This is a genomic window from Miniimonas arenae (assembly GCF_006351005.1).
Classification (GTDB): Bacteria; Actinomycetota; Actinomycetes; order Actinomycetales; family Beutenbergiaceae; genus Miniimonas; species Miniimonas arenae.
Genome location: NZ_VENP01000105.1, coordinates 1 through 2,768, shown reverse-complemented (window position 1 = coordinate 2,768; position 2,768 = coordinate 1). Strand labels below are relative to the sequence as shown.

Genomic DNA, 2,768 nt, shown 5'->3' with positions numbered 1-2,768 from the left:
GCTGCCTGACTCACGCATGAGATCCCCCCGGTCCCCGTACCCGCATCCCCATGCGAGTACACCTAGCCCGGCACCACCCTAGCGCCTGACCGTGCGTCGATGCGACGGTCTCAGCCCTTGGCGTTCCAGGTGTTCTGCGCCGAGAGCAGCCCCTGCGTCACCACGTCCGTGACCGCGTCGGCGGCCAGCTCGAGCGTCACGCCCACCTCGGCGCGCGCCGAGGCCGGCCAGTCCGAGAGCACGAAGTCCGCGGGGTCCTGGCGCCCGGGCGGACGACCGACGCCGATCCGCAGCCGCGCGTAGTCCTTCGTCCCGAGCGCGGACGAGATCGAGCGCAGCCCGTTGTGCCCGCCTTCACCTCCGCCCCGCTTGAGACGGATCTGGTGCTCGGGGATGTCCAGCTCGTCGTGCACCACGAGCAGGTTCTCGGCGTCGATGCCGTAGAACTGCGCGAGTGCGGCGACTGGTCCGCCCGAGGTGTTCATGTAGGTCGCCGGCCGCGCGAGGATCACCCGCGGGCCCGGCGCGCCGCCCGGCAGCGTCCCGAGCCGACCGTCGAGCACCGCCGCACGCGCCTTGTGCTGCGTGAACGACGCCCCGATCCGCCCAGCCAGGACGTCCAGCACCATCGCGCCCACGTTGTGCCGGTTCCCGGCGTACTTCGGTCCGGGGTTCCCGAGCCCGACGACGAGCCACGGCTGACTCACGGTGACCTCCGAGGGTGCTGGTACGCCGTCGCGCGCGTGCTGCGCGGCGACGACCTGCTGGGCGGTGGTGGCTGCGCCTTACGCAGCCGGAACGGGCGACGGCGCCCCGCCAGCTGGCGGGGCGCCGTCGCCGGTGCGTGGCACGGGGAGGTCAGGCCTCCTCGGACTCCTCGGCAGCGGCCTCGCCCTCGGCGGCCTCGTCCTCGGGCTCCTCTTCGCCCCGCGGGACCGTGACGAGCACGACGGCGGCCTCGGGGTCGACCTCGGTGGTGGTGCCCTCGGGCAGCTCGAGGTCGGCGACGCGCACGACGGTGCCCTCCTCGAGGCCCTCGACGGACACGACGATCCGCTCGGGGATGCTCGTCGCCTCGGCGAGAACGGTGAGCGACTGGAGCTCGACGGCGTGGATCGTGCCGGGCGCGCTCTCGCCCTCGGTGACGACGGCGACATCGACCGTGACCTTCTCGCCCCGGCGGACGAGGAGCAGGTCGATGTGCTCGATGTCGTTGCTCACGACGTCCTTCTGCACCGACTTCACGAGCGCGAGCTCGCTCTTGCCGTCGAAGGCGATGTCGAGCACCGCGTTGGCGCTCTGCTTGATCACGAGGAACACCTCGTGGCTCGGCAGGTTGAGGTGCACCGGGTTGGTGCCGTGGCCGTACAGGACGGCGGGGATCTTCTTGGCGCGGCGCGCGCGGCGCGCGGCGCCCTTGCCGAACTCGGTCCGAAGCTCGGCGGCGATGGAATCTGCCATGGGGTTCCTCCTACGGGTGTGGTCGGGTTGCGGCGGGGGGCGGAGCGCACGCGGCGCGGCGCCGGGCACCCGGAGGTGTCGGCCCGCCGCGTCGATCACGGACGACTCGCGTCCCTCGCCGAGGCAACCGCAGGAGTCTACCCCGCACCGCGTGTGCCGCGCACCCATGCGGAAGCCGCCGACTCTCCCCGCACCCGCGTCACGTGAGCCGAAGGAACGGACGGAGAGCCGACGCCAGCACCCCGTGGAAATGGTGACCCGACGCGGGACGCGGTGCTCGCCGTCGTCTGCGCGCCTCGGCGCCGTCGCACCGCGCGGGTGCGACGATGGCGCCGTGACCGGGGACTCGCTGGAGACGCTCGCCGACGCGCAGGACTTCGAGTACGAGCGCCGCTTCCTCGTCACCGAGTTCCCCGCCCACCTGAGGGACGCCCCCACGATGATAGTCCAGTCGTACTACCTCGCCGACGAGGGGTACGCGCTCAGGGTCCGCGTGCAGGCCAGCGGCCTGGACGCGGCGCTGGACGCCGACTCCACGCCCATGAGCGTGCTCGCCGACCACCGGGGCGAGATCTCGATGGCGACGGTGACGGTCAAGGGCCCCGCCGTCGGGGGCACGCGCTACGAGGCCGAGCGCGGGCTCGACCCCGAGGTCGCCCTCGAGCTCGTGCACCGCGGCGGGCGGGCCATGGTGAAGACGCGCTACTCGGTGTGGGCGGGCGGCGACGGCTGGTCGGTCGACGTCTTCGGCGGCGCCAACCACCCGCTGATCATCGCTGAGTGCGAGCGGTCCGGCCCGGTGACCGACCTTCAGGTGCCGGCGTTCTGCGTCACCGAGCTCACCGACGACCGTCGCTTCTCCAACGAGTCGCTCGCGAGCACGCCGTACGGCACGTGGGTCGACGCGTACCTCGCCGAGCTCGCCACGACCGGCCCCAGCCTTCGGGCGGACTTCGGGACGAACGCGCGGCTGCTGCCGGACTGAGCCCCGCTGCGGTCCGAGTCATGTGCGGCCCCCGCTCCCCGCGTCGATCCACGAGAGTGCCGGCACGCGCCCCACTACTGTCGACCCGTGGCGGACGGGCCGGGCTGGGAGCTCCGCGCTGAGCGCCGCCTGCAGGTCCGAGCAGCGATCGCGGACGCTCGCGCCGGCCGTCCGCGGGTGCTGTGCCTCGACGGGGCGTCGGGCATGGGGAAGAGCTCCCACCTGCGGCGCATCATCGCCGAGGCCGACGGGTTCACCCTGATCGAGGCGGTCGGCGACCCCGCCACGTACCGGCCGCCCTTCGGTGTCCTGCAGCGGCTCG

Annotated in this window: 4 protein-coding genes; 2 read left to right on the top strand and 2 right to left on the bottom strand. The window is 73.0% G+C overall.

The genetic code is table 11. From position 1 onward, the window contains the following. Positions 1-110: 110 nt before the first annotated feature. Entirely contained in the window at positions 111-707 is a 597-nt protein-coding gene (gene pth / locus FH969_RS14715; protein WP_139987937.1) for an aminoacyl-tRNA hydrolase, read from the bottom strand. A 151-nt stretch (positions 708-858) separates the two neighbouring features. Beyond that, positions 859-1,461: a 50S ribosomal protein L25/general stress protein Ctc gene (locus FH969_RS14710; RefSeq protein ID WP_139987935.1), complete on the bottom strand. Its 603-nt coding sequence runs from the start codon at positions 1,459-1,461 to the stop codon at positions 859-861. 334 nt (positions 1,462-1,795) lie between these two features. On the opposite strand from FH969_RS14710, the gene FH969_RS14705 reads away from it, so the two are divergent. Both FH969_RS14705 and FH969_RS14700 read left to right on the top strand, forming a co-directional pair. Next, positions 1,796-2,446, top strand: a complete 651-nt coding sequence (locus FH969_RS14705; protein ID WP_246071997.1) for a CYTH domain-containing protein — start codon at positions 1,796-1,798, stop codon at positions 2,444-2,446. A gap of 87 nt (positions 2,447-2,533) precedes the next feature. Next, on the top strand, positions 2,534-2,768 hold a 235-nt coding region (locus tag FH969_RS14700), incomplete at its 3' end, for a P-loop NTPase family protein (RefSeq protein ID WP_139987933.1).